14 protein-coding genes and 2 tRNA genes are annotated in these 17,919 nt (G+C 63.3%); 12 read left to right on the plus strand and 4 right to left on the minus strand.

Annotated features, from left to right (window positions below; all coding sequences use genetic code 11):
- Positions 1 to 92 precede the first annotated feature (92 nt).
- From ettA to JIM95_RS03795, 3 genes are all read right to left on the minus strand, one after another.
- Entirely contained in the window at positions 93 to 1,763 is a 1,671-nt protein-coding gene (gene ettA / locus JIM95_RS03785) for an energy-dependent translational throttle protein EttA (RefSeq protein WP_200260563.1), read from the minus strand.
- A gap of 127 nt (positions 1,764 to 1,890) precedes the next feature.
- Positions 1,891 to 2,463: a single-stranded DNA-binding protein gene (locus tag JIM95_RS03790; protein ID WP_200260562.1), complete on the minus strand. Its 573-nt coding sequence runs from the start codon at positions 2,461 to 2,463 to the stop codon at positions 1,891 to 1,893.
- A gap of 145 nt (positions 2,464 to 2,608) precedes the next feature.
- Positions 2,609 to 4,957, minus strand: a complete 2,349-nt coding sequence (locus tag JIM95_RS03795; protein WP_200260559.1) for a bifunctional copper resistance protein CopD/cytochrome c oxidase assembly protein — start codon at positions 4,955 to 4,957, stop codon at positions 2,609 to 2,611.
- A gap of 135 nt (positions 4,958 to 5,092) precedes the next feature.
- Here JIM95_RS03795 and JIM95_RS03800 point away from each other — a divergent pair.
- The 4 genes from JIM95_RS03800 (at position 5,093) to JIM95_RS03815 (ending at position 7,325) form a co-directional block, all read left to right on the plus strand.
- Positions 5,093 to 5,166, plus strand: a tRNA-Arg gene (locus JIM95_RS03800).
- Between the two features lie 556 nt (positions 5,167 to 5,722).
- Positions 5,723 to 6,523 (plus strand): mycolate reductase, encoded by an 801-nt coding sequence (gene cmrA / locus JIM95_RS03805; RefSeq protein ID WP_200260556.1) that lies wholly within the window; start codon positions 5,723 to 5,725, stop codon positions 6,521 to 6,523.
- A 78-nt stretch (positions 6,524 to 6,601) separates the two neighbouring features.
- Positions 6,602 to 7,183 (plus strand): oligoribonuclease, encoded by a 582-nt coding sequence (orn, locus tag JIM95_RS03810; protein ID WP_200261059.1) that lies wholly within the window; start codon positions 6,602 to 6,604, stop codon positions 7,181 to 7,183.
- Positions 7,184 to 7,252: 69 nt separating this feature from the next.
- Positions 7,253 to 7,325 (plus strand) — tRNA-His (locus JIM95_RS03815).
- Positions 7,326 to 7,749: 424 nt separating this feature from the next.
- Here JIM95_RS03815 and JIM95_RS03820 read toward each other — a convergent pair.
- The gene (locus JIM95_RS03820; RefSeq protein ID WP_200260553.1) at positions 7,750 to 8,313 is read right to left on the minus strand and encodes a nicotinamidase; all 564 of its coding nucleotides are present in this window, start codon (positions 8,311 to 8,313) and stop codon (positions 7,750 to 7,752) included.
- A 487-nt stretch (positions 8,314 to 8,800) separates the two neighbouring features.
- Between JIM95_RS03820 and cas3 the strand changes: the two genes are divergently transcribed.
- The 8 genes from cas3 to cas2e are packed head-to-tail and all read left to right on the plus strand — an operon-like array spanning position 8,801 to position 17,873.
- Positions 8,801 to 11,725: a CRISPR-associated helicase Cas3' gene (gene cas3, locus JIM95_RS03825; RefSeq protein ID WP_200260550.1), complete on the plus strand. Its 2,925-nt coding sequence runs from the start codon at positions 8,801 to 8,803 to the stop codon at positions 11,723 to 11,725.
- Between the two features lie 7 nt (positions 11,726 to 11,732).
- Positions 11,733 to 13,379, plus strand: coding sequence for a type I-E CRISPR-associated protein Cse1/CasA (gene casA, locus JIM95_RS03830; RefSeq protein ID WP_200260547.1), 1,647 nt, complete (start codon positions 11,733 to 11,735; stop codon positions 13,377 to 13,379).
- Entirely contained in the window at positions 13,372 to 14,007 is a 636-nt protein-coding gene (gene casB, locus JIM95_RS03835; RefSeq protein WP_200260544.1) for a type I-E CRISPR-associated protein Cse2/CasB, read from the plus strand. Before casA ends, casB begins: the two co-directional genes overlap by 8 nt.
- A gap of 25 nt (positions 14,008 to 14,032) precedes the next feature.
- Positions 14,033 to 15,181, plus strand: coding sequence for a type I-E CRISPR-associated protein Cas7/Cse4/CasC (cas7e, locus tag JIM95_RS03840; protein ID WP_200260541.1), 1,149 nt, complete (start codon positions 14,033 to 14,035; stop codon positions 15,179 to 15,181).
- Positions 15,178 to 15,903, plus strand: a complete 726-nt coding sequence (cas5e, locus tag JIM95_RS03845) for a type I-E CRISPR-associated protein Cas5/CasD (protein ID WP_200260538.1) — start codon at positions 15,178 to 15,180, stop codon at positions 15,901 to 15,903. Before cas7e ends, cas5e begins: the two co-directional genes overlap by 4 nt.
- Before the next feature lie 14 nt (positions 15,904 to 15,917).
- Positions 15,918 to 16,559, plus strand: coding sequence for a type I-E CRISPR-associated protein Cas6/Cse3/CasE (cas6e, locus tag JIM95_RS03850; RefSeq protein ID WP_234034768.1), 642 nt, complete (start codon positions 15,918 to 15,920; stop codon positions 16,557 to 16,559).
- Between the two features lie 3 nt (positions 16,560 to 16,562).
- Positions 16,563 to 17,525: a type I-E CRISPR-associated endonuclease Cas1e gene (gene cas1e, locus JIM95_RS03855; protein ID WP_200260532.1), complete on the plus strand. Its 963-nt coding sequence runs from the start codon at positions 16,563 to 16,565 to the stop codon at positions 17,523 to 17,525.
- A gap of 3 nt (positions 17,526 to 17,528) precedes the next feature.
- The gene (gene cas2e, locus JIM95_RS03860) at positions 17,529 to 17,873 is read left to right on the plus strand and encodes a type I-E CRISPR-associated endoribonuclease Cas2e (RefSeq protein ID WP_200260529.1); all 345 of its coding nucleotides are present in this window, start codon (positions 17,529 to 17,531) and stop codon (positions 17,871 to 17,873) included.
- Positions 17,874 to 17,919 lie beyond the last annotated feature (46 nt).

Consider the following 17,919-nt stretch of genomic DNA (forward strand, 5'->3'; position numbering starts at 1 on the left):
TCTCCGGCCCCGCACGGTCGGGGGTGTCTCCGATCGTGCGGGGCCGGAAGGGGGAGGTGAACACCGCCGGGCGGCGTCACGTCACCGTGGGATCAGCGGGTGAGCTTGCGGTGCGTCACGCGCGAGGGGCGGGCGGCCTCGGCACCGAGGCGCTCGACCTTGTTCTTCTCGTACTCCTCGAAGTTGCCCTCGAACCAGAACCACTGCCCCTCGGAGACGTTGCCCTCCCACGCGAGGATGTGGGTACAGGTGCGGTCCAGGAACCAGCGGTCGTGGGAGATGACCACGGCACAGCCGGGGAACTGCACGAGTGCGTTCTCCAGGGAGGACAGGGTCTCGACGTCCAGGTCATTGGTGGGCTCGTCCAGCAGGATCAGGTTTCCGCCCTGCTTCAGGGTCAGCGCCAGGTTCAGCCGGTTGCGCTCACCACCGGAGAGCACCTTCGCCGGCTTCTGCTGGTCCGGCCCCTTGAAACCGAAGGCGGACAGGTAGGCGCGGGACGGCATCTCGTTCTGGCCGACGACGATGTGGTCCAGACCGTCGGAGACGACCTCCCACACGGTCTTCTCCCCGTCGATGTTCTCGCGGTTCTGGTCGACGTAGGACAGCTTCACGGTCTGTCCGACGTTGACCTCGCCGGAGTCCGGCTCCTCGAGCCCGACGATCGTCTTGAATAGCGTGGACTTACCGACACCGTTGGGCCCGATGACGCCGACGATGCCGTTGCGCGGCAGGGTGAAGGAGAGGTCCTTGATCAGGACGCGCCCGTCGAAGCCCTTGGTCAGGTTCTTCGCCTCGACGACCTGGTTGCCCAGGCGCGGCGGGGTGGGGATCTGGATCTCCTCGAAGTCGAGCTTCTTGTACTTCTCGGCCTCGGTGGCCATCTCCTCGTAGCGCGCGAGTCGAGCCTTGTTCTTGGCCTGACGTGCCTTCGCGCCGGAGCGGACCCAGGCCAGCTCCTCCTTCAGGCGCTTCTGCAGCTTCTGGTCCTTCTTGCCGGCGACCTCGAGGCGCTTGGCCTTGGTCTCCAGGTAGGTGGAGTAGTTGCCCTCGTAGGGGTACAGCTTGCCGCGGTCGACCTCACAGATCCACTGCGCGACATGGTCGAGGAAGTACCGGTCGTGGGTCACGGCGAGAACGGCACCCGGGTACTTGGCCAGGTGCTGCTCCAGCCAGAGCACGCTCTCGGCGTCGAGGTGGTTCGTGGGCTCGTCGAGCAGCAGCAGATCCGGCTCGGACAGCAGCAGCTTCGCGAGTGCGACGCGGCGGCGCTCACCACCGGAGAGATGGGTGACGGGCTCGTCGCCGGGCGGGCAGCGCAGGGCGTCGAGCGCCTGGTCGATCTTCGAGTCGATCTCCCACGCGTCCGCGGCGTCCAGGGCCTCCTGGAGCTTGCCGAACTCCTCCATCAGCTCATCGGAGTAGTCCGTGGCCATCTCCTCGGCGACGGCCTCGTAGCGCTGCTTCTTCTCGAAGATCTCGCCGAGGCCCTCCTCGACGTTCTCACGGACGGTCTTGTCCTCGTTCAGCGGCGGCTCCTGCAGCAGAATGCCGACGGTGGAGCCCGGATCGATGAATGCCTCACCGTTCGACGGCTGGTCGAGGCCCGCCATGATCTTCAGGATCGATGATTTACCGGCACCGTTCGGGCCGACGACACCGATCTTGGCGCCCGGGTAGAAGGCCATGGTGACGTTGTCGAGAATGACTTTGTCCCCGTGTGCCTTACGCACGCTTTTCATCGTGTAGATGAACTCGCCCATGTTTGTCCCTTAGTGCTTTCTACTAGATTGCGGTCCTGCCCCACGAGGTTACCCCACGGATCCCGGAGACCCCGCGGCACACGGACGGCCACCGCCGGCCTGCGGCCCGCGGCGTGCCCGGCATACGTCAGAACGGCGGATCCACCTCGGCGTCCACGCCGGATCCGGCACCGACGAGCTGCCCTCCCGACCGCGGGTGGGAATCGTCTTCAGGCTTCCGCCCCGGCGCACCGCCGCCCCCGGCCGCCCCGCTGTCGCCCGCGGTTTCCGCGCGGTGTGCGGGGATGCACCCCGAGGTCACCCATCCCCCGGTCAACGGCTCCGCGACGATCTCCCCGCCGGGCGTGGTGGACGTGGTGAGGTAGCGGTTCAGGTCCGGGCCGATGTGGCTGGCCCTCAGGACGATCCGCGACCGGTTGCTGTCCGTGTCCGCGTCGGTCCACGTCTCCAGGATCGCGGTCCCGACGACCACCACGCTCATCCCCTTCCGGAGGCAGCGCCGCGCGTGCTCGGCGAGTCTGCCCCAGCACTGCACCTCGATCCAGAGCGTGTCGTAGTCGATCCAGGTCCCCTCCCGGTCCCCGGGGCGCCGCCGGTTCGCGCAGAGCCGGAACTTGGTGACTCCGTTGCGCTCATTGACGCCGTGATAGGTGGGGTCTGCCCCGATGTTGCCGGTAAGGGTGAAACTGTGCTGGGCCATGTGGGTGGTTCCTCTCGGGAGTGGCTGCGGTGTCGTGTACACCGTCACAGTCACACCACCCCGACAGCGGCGCCGGAGCGTGGGGCCCACCATTGTGCACAACGGGCCCTCCACACCCGGTCCCCCACAGCCGCGGGGCAACGACCTAGCGTCCGCCGCCCGGACCGCCCCGGCCGCCGTCGGTGCTGATGTCCCGTTCGTAGTACTCGTCGAAGTAGTTCTCCCCGGCGTTCACCTTGGCGAGCATCTCGTTGTACGCCGTCATGTCCTCGTCGTCGGTGGCGTCCGCCCGCCGGTCGTAGATCCGCATCTCACGGCGGTCGTGTCGCCACCACTCCAGGAGCACCGCGCCGAAGATGATCATCAGGGGGAACTGTCCCGACGCCCACGCGATACCGCCGCCCACGTTCTGGTCCTTCAGCAGGTCGATCTCCCACGGCAGGCCGAGCGTCGAATAGAAGTCGTAGGCGAGAATCGTCTGCATCTGCATCAGCGTCACACCGAAGAACATGTGGAACGGCAGGGAGAAGAACAGCCACGCGCCCTTGCCCATCGGGCTCCGGCGCACCGGCGTCGGATCGACGCCGATGAGCTCCCAGTAGTACATGAACCCGGACCACAGGAACACCACGTTCATGGTGAGGTGGCCGGCGTGCTCGGCCACCGCGACATCGTAGAGCGGCGTCAGGTAGAGGATGTAGAACAGCACCACGAACTGGATCGTGTTCACCGCGGGATGCGTCAGGAACCGGACGGCGGGATTGTCGATGGCGACGAGCAGCCACTCCCGGGGCCCCGGTTCATCCGGCTCACCGGGCTCGAGCGCCGCCAGGAACAGGGTGAACGGACCACCGAGCACCCAGAACACCGGGACACCCATGGTGAGGATCATGTGCCCGATCATGTGCATCGAGAACGTCGCCGGCATATTCAGCCCGATACCCGAACACATCGTGAGCACCAGCATCAGGTTTCCGAGCTGGAACCAGACGGTGCGGACCACCGGCCAGGCCATGCCGCGACGGTGCAGACGGTGCACGGCCCACGCGTACGCGATCGCGAGGATCACCCCGGCCGAGCCGAACACGATGTCGAAGCGCCACATCGTCCACACGTTCCACAGCGTCGGCTCCTCGAAGAGCTTGTAGCCGAGCTGGATGTCCATGGTGTTCAGGTCCGCGGAACGCGGCGGCGGAGGCGGCGTCCGGCCGAGGGAGACGGCCACGCCGGTGATCGCCGCCATCACGAGGACCTCCACCACGGCCACGCGGCGGAACAGCGAGTGATCCGAGGGGTCCCGCCTGATCGCGGGGATGGTGGCCCTCCGGTGGAGATAGCCGAACAGCGCGAGAACCACGACACCGACCGTCTTGGTGGTGATGAGCCAGCCGTAGCCCGTGGTGAGCCAGTCCGACCACTGGATCCGGATCGCCGCGTTGATGAGACCGGACACCGTCATCACGCCGACGGAGAGCAGGGCGATCACCGAGTAGCGTTCCACGGCGAGATCCATCCGGGACCCCCGCCGACGGCCGTGGGCGATCAGCGCCATCAGTCCGCCCACCCACAGCGTCATGAACACCAGGTGCCACAGGTACGAGTTCGTCCCGTAGTCGTGATCGCCACCGGTCGCGGAGTGTCCCTCGAGCCCCAGCGGGACCACCATACCGAGCGCACCGAGCAGGAGGAACGGCTGCATCACCCACCGGCTGGACAGGGACCCGACGACAGCGGTGGACAAGGCGATCACGGCCACCGCCAGCCAGGCCAGCGACGTCGAGACCTGGTTGACCGCGATCACCCAGTTCCCGGGACGCAGCGTCCTGGACAACGGTTCACCCGACACGTCCGAGAGATACATCGGGATCAGGAGTAGCGCGATCAGCCCCACACACGCCGCCGCGACGGTCCCGGTGCGCGCGGCCACCGAACCGTCCACGCCGAGCCGTGCCGCGTAGAGATTCGCCCGGGTCACCCGGTCGGCGTCCGACCCGAGTGCCATCTCCTCATCGACCTCCGGGACATCGTCGACGATGTTCCGGGGATCATCCGTACCGGCCCCGGAATCACGGTCCCGCCGCTCCCGGGCGGACTGCTCCGCCGCGCGGATCTCCCGGATCTCTCCGGTGGACAGGGGCTCGGTGATCGGCGAGGTGAGGAAGGAGCTGAACAGGAATGATCCGACCGACAGGCACATGAGCATCACCGCCGCCGACCGGAGCAACGGCAGCCCCGCGGTCGTCGCGGGTCCGGGGTCGGGGATCCCCAACGCCGCCAGGGACTCACCGAGGAACCCCCACGAGATCACGGCCCCAACCAGTCCCGCGGTCAGGAAGAAGAGGAGGTACAGTCCAGCTGATCCACGGACCCGCCCCCGGGATCCGCGGGACACCCCGGACACACCACTCGGCCGCGGGGCGACCGGCGCCTCCGCGGCATCGACGGCAGCGTTGTCGGAGGCTCCCTGCCGGGAGCTGTCGGGTTGTGCATCCATGACTACAGACTATCGCTGTCCACGGAGTCCCCCTAGCCACGTGGACGACCGCGGGGGTTTGGTTCAGTGGCCCTCCGGTGGGGTAAAGTCTCGCAGCGGAAGACCCCGGACGGTTTCGCGTTCCGCGGGTTCCCCGCCTCCGTAGCTCAGTGGATCAGAGCATCCGGCTTCTATCCGGCTGGTCGCAGGTTCGAATCCTGCCGGGGGCACGATTCCGGACAGCCCCGGAGCCGTTGAATCTCGGCTCCGGGGCTGTCCTTCGCCGTATCGGACATCCAGCACCGGCGGCCCCCGATACACGCACCACTCCGCAACAGGCGGGGCAGCACCCGACGAGAGGTTGCGGCACCGTAGCCCGGGCGATACGGCATGCTCGACGGAACATGCCCGTGAGCCAGGTCGCCCCGACTGTTCGACCGCAGCCCACCGGTGCGATGGTTCCGGTGGCGGGGAGACCCCGCCCCGGAAACCACGCCGGATCCCCCGTACGCAGAATCGCGTCGGCCCCGGTTCGGTAGCAGCCCGGTCGTGCAGAACGCGTCGAACCGACCCCACACCAGCCCCCGACCACCCCGGTGACGACCACCGGGGACGGAACCGGCTCCCCACACACCACAGATGAAACCGGGCGCTTTCCGCCGTTCCGGCAACCGCCGCGGAAAACGCCACCGGACGTCCTCGGGGCCGGGACCGAGAGGGCCGGTAGGTACGATTGGCCACGTCAACCCGATTCAGCTTCCGTCGTTCTCTCATGAAGGAGCCCCCATGGCTTTACCCTCCCCCAGTAAAGACCGCCGAGCCCTCGTCACCGGGGCGAGCCAGGGTATCGGAATGGCGATGGCGCGAGATCTGGCGAGACTCGGGCACAGCCTCATCCTCGTGGCCCGCCGGAAGGAGGTGCTCCGCGACTTCGCCGCCGAACTCGAGGACACCCACGGCGTCACCGTCGATGTCCGGCCCTGCGACCTGGCGGATCCCGCGGCGCGCGCAGCCCTCATCGAGGAGATCACCGGCCGCGAGATCAACATCATCGTCAACTCCGCCGGCATCGCCAGCTTCGGAGCGTTCATGGATCAGGACTGGGAGTACGAGACCACCCAGTTCCAGTTGAACGCGACCGCCGTCTTCGAGCTGACCCGGGCCGTTCTCCCGGGCATGCTCGAGCGCGGGAGCGGCGCCATCTGCAACGTCGGCTCCGCCGCGGGAAACATGCCGATCCCGAACAACGCCACCTACGTTTTCACGAAGGCGGGCGTCAACGCCTTCACCGAGGCGCTCCACTACGAACTGCGGGGAACGGGAGTCACCTGCACCCTCCTCGCGCCCGGACCGGTCCGGGACGCGGTGATCGATGAGGCGGACAAGTCCATCGTCGACAAGGTGGTGCCCGACTTCCTCTGGACCACCTACGAATCGTGCTCCCGGGAAACGCTCCAGGCGATGTCCGGGAACCGTCGCCGGGTCGTCCCCGGGCCGATCGGAAAGGCCATGGACCGGATCAGTGCCATCATGCCGACGGCCGTCGGCGCCCCGATCATGGGTTCGTTCTACAGGAAGATGGGTTGAGCAGTGAGTAACAGCACCACAGCAGATCCGGGAAAGATCCCGGCGAAGAACGACCGACTCGTCTGGGTCGATCTCGAGATGACGGGCCTCAACCCGTCCGAGCACGTGATCGTCGAGGTCGCGGCGGTCATCACCGACGCGAACCTGAACATCGTCGGTGAGGGAGTGGACCTGGTCGTCCACGCCACGGAGGACGAACTGTCGCGCATGGACGGCTTCGTGACGGAGATGCACCGTTCCTCGGGCCTCACCGACGAGATCCGGGCCTCTACGGTGTCCCTCGCCGAGGCCGAGAAGGCGGTCCTGGATCTGATCGACGAGCACTGCGACCCCGAGCATCCCGCACCGCTGGCGGGAAACTCGATCGCGACGGACCGGGCATTCATCAGGGCGCACATGCCGCTTCTCGACGCCGCCCTCCACTACCGCATGGTCGACGTCTCATCCATCAAGGAACTCGCCCGCCGCTGGTACCCGAGGGTCTACTTCCGGCAGCCCGACAAGGGGATGGCGCACCGGGCGCTGGCCGACATCATCGAGTCGATCCGGGAGCTGGACTACTACCGGAGGGCGATCTTCGTCGACCACCCGGGTCCCGGAACCGAGGAGACCCAGGCAGCCGCCGCAGAATCCGAGCAGGCCTTCGCCCGATTTTTGTAAAGATCGCGTCCTGGGTTAAGATGTTCCTCGCTGCTCACGCACGGGTAATACCATGGGTGACATGCGATGGTGGCTGTAGTTCAGCTGGTAGAGCACCAGGTTGTGATCCTGGGTGTCGCGGGTTCGAGTCCCGTCAGCCACCCCCAAGTGAAAGAACTCCCCGTGGTCGAAGACCCGGGGAGTTCTTCTTTTTCCTGACAACGGAACCTGGACAGAGGGCGACCCGGAAAAATCCGCCGGCCCCATCCGACCGCGAAAACCACGGAACACTCCCGCCACAGCCGGTTGTACCGGAGGTAGCGGAGCATGACCGGCCCAGGAAGATGCCGATCAGAAACCCATCTGCGATAGCCGCCCGCCCTCTTGCCGGGGCTCCCTCCGTAGCCCTCGGCACACTCGACCACCAGTCGGTCGAGATCGCGGAGGTAACCGCGACCCACCCCGGAGCTAACGGGGACTTCCTTTCACCTCCGACCAGGTTCGATGCACACGACGAGAAACACGCTCCGGGGAGGTCTCCCCTGTTCCTGATCAGGCACCCGGGACCGGGGCAGGACACAGCTGTGTCAACGGACGATAACGGCTCCGGCTGTCGTCATCTCTTCCAGGGCGGTCTCCCCCGTTTCAGCGGTGACCGGAGAGCACAGTTCCGCAAACACCCGCACTCCGAATCCCTCGCGGAGAGCATCGATGACCGTGGCTTTGACGCAGTGGTCCGTCGCGATCCCTACAACATCGAGGTCGGTGATTCCGCGCTCCCGCAGCCAACGTGCCAAACCGGTGTCCACGTCCGATGCCGCATGTCCCTCGAAACCCGAGTAGGCGGCGCTGTACTCGCCCTTCCGGAACGTCTCATCGAGTCTCTCTGCATCGATGGCCGGATGGAATTCCGCGCCACCGGTGCCGACCACACAGTGGACGGGCCACGAATCAACGAAATCGGGGTTGTCCGAGAAGTGATCTCCCGGGTCGATGTGCCAGTCCTGTGTGGCCACGATCGCGCGATAGTCCTGTGACGGAGCGTGGACGAGCTCGGATATCTGCTCCGCCACCATCGAGCCGTGTTCTGTGGCGAGCGCACCGCCCGGACAAAAGTCATTCTGTACATCAACGATCACGAGTGCACGCATCGGGCCGCCTGCTTTCAGCTGTGTGAGTGGAGGTAGCTTCGAGTCTAGATCCTGCTGGTGCGCGGCGCGTCCTTCACCGATCCTCACCCCGGGCCACCACCTCATCCGTAGTCCCGCGAGACCCCCGAAAGCGTTCCACTGCCTGCCGTCACTGCACCCGATCTCCGCCCGGTGAGCTCGGATCAAACAACTGCTATTCCGGGAGGTCACGGAAAACCGAAGGGCACGACGTTCCGGCAAGCTCCCCGATCGGTGTCCCGTTCAACCCCACCCCACCCCATCATCGTGGGTCCCCTGCCGATCACTCGAACGACTTCGGCGTCTCCACAGGCGACGGCTGACCCGATTCCCCTCCCTGACGTGAACTCCGGGACGCACGAATTCACAAACATGTTCGACACTTCAGGGGGTGGTGTCCTCACCATTTGGCAGAGTGATGGTCATCCCCCGATACATAGAGCCCGGACCACGACAGGAAACAGCGACCATGGCGAGTGTCTTTCTTCCGCAGCCCCCTCCGCCAGAGCCCCTCAGGAGCGCCTGGGCCAAATCTTCCGGAGCCTACGGAACGGAAGGCGCCGAGATGCTTCCCCTCCACATTCATCTGGACGACACAGGCTCCGTGGCCGACATCATGTGGGACAGCTGGCTGTCGCCCGCGACGCGGCGTTTGCTGGCCTGTTCCTTCGGCACCGAGCTGCTCGCCAGGAAAACTGCCGTCCTTCTTGCTTCCGGCCACGACATAGGCAAGCACTCCTCCGCATTCGCAATGCAGGTTCAACCACTCGCCGACCGGATGCGGGACGCCGGCGCCCACTTCATTCCCCTCTCCCCCGGGGAACGTCGTAGAGCACCACACTCCACGGTGAGCTATCTGAGCATGCTCCAATGGCTCGAAGAGAAAACCGGTGTCCGGGGAACGCCGGGAGCGGAAGCTCTCGCAGGGGTGGTCGGAGGACACCACGGCGTTTACCCCGAAACAAGTTGCTCCCCGGTCACCGTGTCCGCGTACGCGAACGAAAGTCACCTCCACTGGAGCAGAGACCGATTGATCTGGTGGGATCGGGCGGCTGCGACAGCCGGACTCTCAGACGACGAGATCACTGGTCTCGCGCTCTCCACCCCAACACAGTCGGCCCTCCACGCCTTGACCGGTTTCGTCATAGTATGCGACTGGATAGCTTCCAACGCCGATCTGTTTCCTCTGACACTGAGTGTCGACCGCCGAGACCGAACCGAACAGGCTCTGCGGAAACTGTCCCTCCCACCGCCCTGGTCGCCTGCGCAGGTGACCGATACCGCCGCCCTCTTTTCCTCCCGATTCAAACTCCCGCGGGGGGCGAGCCCCCGGAGCACCCAACGCGCGGCGATGGAATCCGCCGCATCGTTAGAAGGGCCCGGACTGATCCTGATTGAAGCCCCAACCGGTGAGGGGAAAACAGAGGCCGCACTCGCGGCGGCCGAGATCGTCGCCTCCAGGTTCGGACACGGCGGAGCGGTCATAGCCCTGCCGACGTGCGCCACCAGCGACGGGATTTTCCCGAGGGTGCTGTCGTGGATCTCCCGTGCGGTACCGGAGGATGTGGATGCCTCAGCGGTCCTCTGCCATTCCCGGGCCCAGTTCAACGACGAGTACAGGGGCCTGATGGAGGGGGACCAACCGCATCTTCATCCGGTGTACGACTATACCGACGCATCCGCGAATGACACCGGATGCGGCAGGATATCAGCACACTGGTGGCTACGGGGACGGAAGAAGTCATCACTCGCAGATTTCAGCGTCGGCACGATCGACCAGATTCTCTTCGCGGCCCTCGCGTCGAAACATGTCATGCTGCGCCACCTGGGGCTGAGTGGAAAAGTGGTCATACTGGACGAGATCCACTCCGCGGACACCTACATGGCCGTCTACCTCGACAGGGTTCTGGAATGGCTCGGGGCGGCGGGGACCACGGTCATAGCCTTGTCAGCGACACTGTCACCCGACCGCCGCGCCGAGATGTGTACGGCCTATGCGAGAGGTCAGCGCAGTTCCGTACCTGTCAGAACCGGTCCCATGAGTTTCAGCGAACGGCGCGCCCGGAGAAGGGGGACTGAGTGCGATCCAGAGAAGAACCTGTGGGAGAAGGCTGCAGGGGTAACCGGGTACCCGGCAATATCCAGTGTCTCGAATGGCAGATTCGCGGTAATCACCCCTCCCCCATCTGGACGAAAGAGCACCTTCTCCATTAGGTCAATCGGTGAATCGCCGTCGGATATCGCACAGGAAGCTCTCGAGATAACCAGAGACGGCGGCTGCCTCGGGATCATCGCGAACACCGTATCCAGGGCGCAGGAAATCTACGACCTGTTGTCCACCACTGTTCGCGAAGAAGAGATGTTCCTGCTTCATTCACGGTTCCTCGCGGTGGATCGGAGAGCCCGCGAAAAACGACTCATCGAACTACTCGGCCCCGGAGGGAAACGTCCCCATCGACTGATAGTTGTGTCCACCCAGGTGATAGAGCAGTCACTCGACATCGATCTCGACGCACTCATAACCGATCTGGCTCCTCTGGACCTCCTGATCCAGAGAGCCGGCCGGATGCACCGTCACCGAGCCAATGACGACAATCGCCCAAAGGGACTACGGTCCGCCACCCTGCACATCTCCGGGGTGCTGGGTGTGGATTTTGAAACGCCGGAGATACCGGTCGAGCCACCGGTCTTCCCCAAGGGGTCCGTATACGTCTACGGCGAAGCCTCCCTGCTCCGCACGACCATCACGCTGCTTCGTCACGGCCCTTCCATCACATCACCCGACCACGTGAGCGGTCTGGTCGACAGCGCATACTCGACGACATCGGCCGTCCCCGCCCCGTGGCTCGACGCCTGGTCGAGTGCGCACCGCAGGGAGGGCGAGCAGCACAGTGAGAGTCGTGTCCGCGCGAGCGCTTTCCTCGTGGACCCCCCGTCCCGTGGAGGAATAGTCGGGTGGGCCACCATCACCGATGAGGAGCCCGGTGATCGAAACGCCGGAGTTCCTCAGGTCCGTGATGCCGACGCGACCTACGAGGTGATCGTCATCCAACGTCGAGCCGGTCTCCTGAAGACTCTCCCCTGGATCGGGAACTGCGGAGACCGCGTCGTCAATCCGATAACGGGGGTCGATGAGGAACTGGCGAGAAATACAGCGATGTGCACCGTAACTCTTCCAGCTTTCCTCGCCAGAGGAAAGCTGGGGGACGAAGTCCTTGATACATTGGAGGAAAACTACATCGACGTATGGCAGAAATCCCACTGGCTGCGAGGACAGCTTCCCCTGATTCTCGATGAGGATCTTTCGACAACGATCAACCAGTACAGAATCTGGTACGACATGGCGACGGGACTGAGGATAGAAAAAGCCGTCGCCACAGAACCGGGAGCATGACGAAACCATGAGTTCTACGACATTCAATCTCATAGATGAACCCTGGATCAAAGTACTGAATGGATCCGGGGAAGTGGAAGAAGTGAGTCTACGGAGACTATTCCATTCGGCGGCCCAGTACCGACAGCTGAGCGGCGAACTCCCAACGATGGATTTCGCGATTCTCAGAATACTGCTGGCGATTCTCTACCGGTCATTCGGAGAGGAACTACGCGTCGATCCGATAGGCTACTGGAAACAGATGTGGGAACTGAAGAGCCTGGACACCGAATCGGTTGACGAGTACCTCGATACCTGGCACCACCGCTTCGCTCTCTGTGATTCTGAACGCCCATTCCTCCAGTCCGCGAATCTTCGCACCCCGTCCGGAGAATGGAAGGACCTCTCCGTGATCATCCCGGACAGTCCCGGGGAAGACGCGATGTTCACCAGGTCGGACCCCTCCGAACCGGTGTCACTGGCGGAGGGAGCCCGCTGGCTGATCCACGCGAACTCATGGGACTGTTCGGGCATCAAGCCCGGTCAGTGCGATGATCCCCGGGTCAAGAACGGAAAAGGCTACCCGATGGGCATAGGTTGGTGCGGCTGGCTCGGTGGTACGACGGTGGTGGGCGGAACGCTCCTCGAGACACTGCTCCTCAATCTGGTCGCGGACAGGGTCCCCGACCCCGATGACCTTCCCCTATGGGAGGAGGATCCCGTACCCTCCGGACCGCGGAGCATCATCCGGGAACCCGGCCAGGTGGCACTGTTCACGTGGCCGCAACGACGGATCCGACTCCACACGGAGGACAACACCGTCACCGGCGCCCTGGTCTGCAACGGTGACCCCGTCGACTACACGGCGCAGCTCCAGAACGAGACCATGACATCCTTCCGGTATTCCGAACCGCAATCAAAGAAGGCGAAGCGCACGATCTACATGCCCCGCGCCCTCAACCGGGGACAGAACATGTGGCGGGGCCTGGAGACTCTTCTCCCCCACCCCGACCCGAGCATGGTAGTCGGTGTGAACAAGAGCAAGGTTCGTCGGTTCATTCCACCGCGCACCGTGGAATGGGTGGGCAAACTGACCAACAGTGTCCTACCTCCCTCCTACCGCATCGTCCTCGACGTCGTGAGCATCGAGTACGGCACGCAGAATGCCGTGGTCGACAGTATCCTCCACGATTCCCTCCGTCTCTCGAGTGAACTCGCCGCCGCCGACGCACACGAACTCCAGGGGTTGGTCCTTTCAGCGGTCGAGCGAGCGACCCAGGTCGGACGGGAGTACACGAACCTCGCCGGAAACCTCGCGGTTGCGGCGGGGGGAACACCAGAGAGTCAGCGGACCCACGCGAACGCCGAGTACTTCAGTCACATAGATCCCATGTTCCGGACCTGGTTGACCGGTATCTCCGCCCAGTGCGATCCCGACAGAGAACGAGCCGAGTGGGCTGCATCGCTCCGGAAACTCGCCTTCAGACTGGCGGAGAACCTGGTGGTGAATGCGGGCGAGAATGCGTGGACGGGGCGAGAACACGATGGACGCATCTACACGGCGCCTCTGGTACACGCGAGGTTCATGGCAGCGGTCAACAAGATTCTCCCCGGTGAAGAACGGAACAACACACCCACACCTGACAACCCTACGAACGAGGCGACCCATGACTGATGACACAACGACGCAACAGCCCCCCATGCGGGTTGTGCTGCGGACTAAGATGCACCGGCAGATCAACGACATACAGACCCGGTACCTCCGCGAAGAGAGCCGCGCCAAGGCCCAGCTTTCCCTCATGCGGGCGAGCACGACGAGAGGGTTCAGCGAGATGCCCGACATGTGGCCTCTCGTCCTGTCAGGGCTACCCGCGAACGGCAGCAGGTACAACGAGCCGAGCCGTGCGGAAAGTGCCGTGTACACGGCCTTCGGTCTCTACGGAACCCATCAGCAGTCCCGACGCTTCCCCATGAACGTGCCGATGCTGGACCCGGAATCGGGCACCAGAAACCCGACCGGGTTCGGTGACGCCGTACGGCGACTGGCTGATCCCTCCAACACGGATGCCTTCGAACAATCGACACTCCGCAGGTTTCGGGCCCTGGCGACCGCACAGACCTTCGAGGCGACACGACATCATGCGCGGGGCCTCATCCAGCAGTTCCGTGCACTCGACATCCCCCTCGACTACGGACAACTCACCGTCGACCTCTATGAACTGCAGTTCCCGGACAGTGCGCCGGGGGTACGGCTCCGCTGGGGTCGGCAGCTCCACCGCACCGCTCCGAAAAACCCCTCCTGACCGACACCGAAGAAAGGCAATTCCCATGAAGACCCAGAACACCTACCTCGACATCCACATCATCCAGTCCGTCCCCCCGTCATGCGTCAACAGGGACGACACCGGCAGCCCCAAGTCCGCCGTGTACGGCGGTGTGCGACGTTCCCGGGTATCAAGCCAGGCATGGAAGCGGGCCGCACGGGACAATTTCGGCAAATTCCTCGATACCGACGAGCTCGGCGAGCGCACTCTGATCGCGGTCGACCGGATCGCGGTCAAGATCCGAGAGCTCCGTCCCGATCTCGACGAAGCCACCGCCACAGATCTCGCCACGAAGGCGCTGACCGCCTCCGGCGTCAAGGTCAAGGAGCCCAAGGTCAAGAAGGGGGAGAAAGCGGAGACCGGCCCGGTCACCGGATATCTGCTGTTCCTGTCCAGGCGCCAGATCACGAATCTCGCGAACCTGGGAATCGAATCCCACGAGTCCGGAAAAGCGATTGCGAAGAAAGCTGCCCAGGAAGCGGTCAGAACCGACCGTTCCATCGACATCGCCCTGTTCGGGAGGATGATCGCTGATGCCCCGGAACTGAACTCCGATGCGACGTGCCAGGTGGCGCACGCCTTATCCGTGCACCCCGCCCTCACCGAATTCGACTACTTCACCGCCAGCGACGACAACAAGGCCGAGGACACGGCCGCCGCGGGCATGATCGGAACCGTCGAATTCACGTCTTCCACGCTCTACCGCTACGCGACGATCAACGTACCCAAGCTCGTCGAAGAACTCGGTTCCGTCGACGCCGCCTGCCGTGCCGTCGAGGCGTTCCTCGCGTGCTTCGCCCTGTCCATGCCGACCGGCAAGCAGAACACCTTCGGAAACAGAACCAGGCCGGAACTCGTGATGGTGTCGGTCCGTGAAGACCAACCGGTGAACTTCGTCGGAGCATTCGAGAAAGCAATCAGGTCCGACTCCGGATACGGGGAGAAAGCCACCATCAAGCTCGCTGAACACGCTGCGGAAGAAGATGGCGGCTATGGAACTGAACCGGTGGCGGTCCGATACTTCGTCTCGGGTGCCGCGGCCACCGAGGCCGCCAAGACCGCCCTGGATCGATACGGCACCTCCGGTGATTTCCAGGACATCCTGAGCTTCGCCGTCGATTCCGTCAAATCTCGTCTGGGAGGCCAGGAATGACGGTCGCTGTACTTCAGTTGGCGGCCCCACTACAGGCGTGGGGCGGCGATAGCCGCTTCAATCACCGGAAGACGCTCGACCATCCCACCAAGAGCGGCGTCATCGGGATGATTGCCGCCGCACTCGGACGCTCACGTGAAGAACCGATCGATGATCTGGCAGCCCTCCGGTTCGGGACCCGCGTCGACCAACCCGGGACAGTGCTCACCGACTTCCAGACCGAGATCGACTGGGAGATGGTCCGTCGGGGAAGCTCCATCAACAAGGCTTCGCGGCCACTGACCCACCGCGAGTATCTCTCCGATGCGGTGTTTCTCGCGGCGTTCGAGGGTCCGCAGAACACGATCACCGAGATAACCGACGCCCTGAGATCCCCGGTTTATCCGCCGTTTCTCGGACGTAGATCCTGCCCACCGGGGAGGAAGGTGTGTCTGGGTGTCGACGAAAGGCCACTCGATCAACTGCTCAACGAACATCCCTGGCTGGCGTCGGAAACCTACAGAGCGTCGCTCGATGAGCCGGTCCGCCTCCACTACTACCGGGATGCGTTACCCGGAGAGATGTTCGACGAACTCATCCGGGACACACCGAAGAGTTTCAGGGACAATGCCCGAACCCATGACATGCGGGGAGTCGTCCACGGATTCACACAACCATTCTCCGTGACCGGGAAAACAACCAGCGGTCACGACCCCATGCTCCTTCTGAGAGGTGAAGCATGAGTTACCTGTCCCGAATGCACCTCCACCCACGCCGACGGGGAACAACGGAATTGCTCGCAAACCCCTGGAAGATGCATGCAGCGGTGATGAGTTGCTTCCCCCCGGAATTCACCGACGAATCCACCAACCGCGTCCTGTGGAGGGTCGATCGCTCAGAACATTCGATCAGCCTCTACACGGTCAGCCCTGACAAACCCTCGTTCACGCACCTGCAGGAACAGGCGGGTTGGGAGAATCAGCCCTCGTGGGATACCGCACCGTATGATCCGCTCCTCAATCGCATCCGGACGGGAGCTACCTACCGATTCCGACTCACGGCAAATCCCAGCAAAACGATCAGAACTGAGGCAGGTGAGCGGAGGCAAGCTGGACTGTTGAGTGCTGCAGACCAGACAAAATGGCTCACGGAGCGCGCGGAGAAGAACGGTTTCTCAGTGTCAGATCCCGAATCCTCTGATTCCCCGGCATTCCAGATCACCTCCAAAGGACTACTGCGATTCAACCGGGGCCGGCGTACGGTCACGCTGGCGCGGGCCCAGTACGACGGTGTACTGACCGTGACTGATCTGGAACAGCTACGGCGAGCCCTCGTCGACGGAATCGGTCGTGCGAAGGGATTCGGGATGGGACTACTCACATTGGCACCCGCGGGATAGATGATGGCACGGGGACTGGGAGTCGGAAAGCCAACCCGTTCATCTGAGCTCACTCGGGCGGTTGATCGGATCACATTCGTCTACCTCGAGCACTGCACGATAGGAAGAGACGATGGCGCACTGACCGCGACCACCGAAAAGGGGACGCTACACATCCCGAGTTCAGCATTGGGAGTGTTGATCCTCGGTCCTGGGACCAGGGTCACACACCAAGCCATGCTGGTGGCCGCAGACAGCGGAACCAGCGTCATCTGGTGTGGGGAGAACGGAGTGCGGTACTACGCGCACGGGCGGCCTCTGGGCCGATCCACCCGTCTACTTGAACGGCAGGCTGCATTAGTGTCGAACACTCGGACCCGTCTCAAAGTCGCGCGCCGGATGTACGAGATGCGATTCCACGGCGAATCAACGAATGGCCTCACGATGCAACAGCTCCGCGGCAGAGAAGGTGCGCGGATCAGGGATGTCTACCGACGCCTCTCTGAAGAAACCGGGGTGAAATGGGACAAACGGCAGTATGATCCGGAGGATTTTCTCGCCAGTGATGATATAAACCAGGCATTGTCCGCGGCTCACGCCGCTCTGTACGGTGTCGTCCACTCGGTGATAGTCGCGCTCGGCTGTTCCCCGGGCCTCGGCTTCGTCCACAAAGGTCATGACAGAAGCTTCGTCTACGACATAGCGGATCTCTACAAGGCCGAAGTGACCATACCGGTCGCTTTTGAAGCTGTCGCGAGAATGAATAACGAAGACATAACTCCCGACATTCTCGCCTCCGAGATCAGGAGAAAATGCCGAGACCTTTTCAGAGAGAAGAAGCTACTCACCCGTGGAGTACATGACATAAATCACCTACTGGTTCCAGACGAGATTTCCGAGGACAACCCACCGCCTGCAGTTATTGAATTATGGGACGATAAACTGGAGTCAGTGGAAGCCGGAAAGAACTACAGCCTGGATTCCTAGCCCATGATCACGATAATCCTGTCAAACTGCCCACCTTCTCTACGTGGATTCCTGACGAGATGGCTCATCGAGGTGTCAACGGGAGTTTACGTGGGGAAGGTTAACTCACGCCTGCGGGAGAAAATCTGGGAGATAGTCCTTGAAGAAGTCGGAAACGGAAGGGCCATCATGACCTACCCAGATCATTCCAAAGAGCAGGGGTTTTCCATATTGATGCACAACCATGAGTGGTCAACGGCAGACATCGATGGACTTGATCTCATATTGCGCCCCACAGCCAAGAATAATGCAAGAGCCCCCAGAGGATGGTCTCGGGCTTCCCACCGCAGGAGATCAAGACACCACTAGGAAGAGCAGATCCACCGACGATCTTACATCCCAAATCTGAATCACA

The organism is Corynebacterium antarcticum (assembly GCF_016595285.2).
Classification (GTDB): Bacteria; Actinomycetota; Actinomycetes; order Mycobacteriales; family Mycobacteriaceae; genus Corynebacterium; species Corynebacterium antarcticum.